At 66.2% G+C, this 660-nt stretch carries 1 protein-coding gene; it reads left to right on the top strand.

The annotated features are described in order from the left end of the window. Nucleotides 1-660: flagellin (locus SLW55_RS20570; protein ID WP_320745642.1), on the top strand; the 660-nt coding region annotated here is incomplete at both ends.

Raw genomic sequence — 660 nt, 5'->3', positions numbered from 1 at the left:
GACCAACTTCAACGGTACCAAGCTGCTGGACGGCTCCTTCTCCGGCGCACTGTTCCAGGTCGGCGCAGACGCCGGCCAGACCATCGGCATCAACAGCATCGTCAACGCCAGCGCCGCCTCGCTGGGCAAGGCCGGCTTCGCCGCCACCCAGACCACCACCAACGCCCTGGCCTCGGGTACCGCCACCGCCAGCGGCAGCTTCTCCGGCATGTCCGTCAACGGCGTCAGCATCGCCTCGGTCTCGGTGGCCGTCGGCGACGTGGACACCGATGTGGCCAAGAAGATCGCATCGGCGATCAACGACAAGCTGGCCCAGACCGGCGTGTACGCCTCGGTGGACAGCAGCAACAAGCTGAAGCTGGAATCGGTTAAGGGCGGCCAGGACTTCTCGTTCACCGCGGGCAGCGCCACCGGTGCCACCGGCATCACCTTCGACCAGAGCGGCATCGCCGCCACTGCCACTGCCGCCGCGGGTACCACCAACTTCCTGAAGGACGTGGACATCTCGACCTTCCAGGGCGCGCAGAAGGCGCTGAGCATCATCGACAACGCGCTGACCTCGGTGAACTCCTCGCGTGCGGACATGGGTGCGATCCAGAACCGCTTCACCTCCACCATCGCCAACCTGAGCTCCACCTCGGAGAACCTGTCGGCCTCGCG

The organism is Xanthomonas sp. LF06-19 (assembly GCF_034105425.1).
GTDB classification, from domain to species: domain Bacteria; phylum Pseudomonadota; class Gammaproteobacteria; order Xanthomonadales; family Xanthomonadaceae; genus Xanthomonas_A; species Xanthomonas_A sontii.
This window is presented reverse-complemented; position numbering and strand designations above follow the sequence as displayed.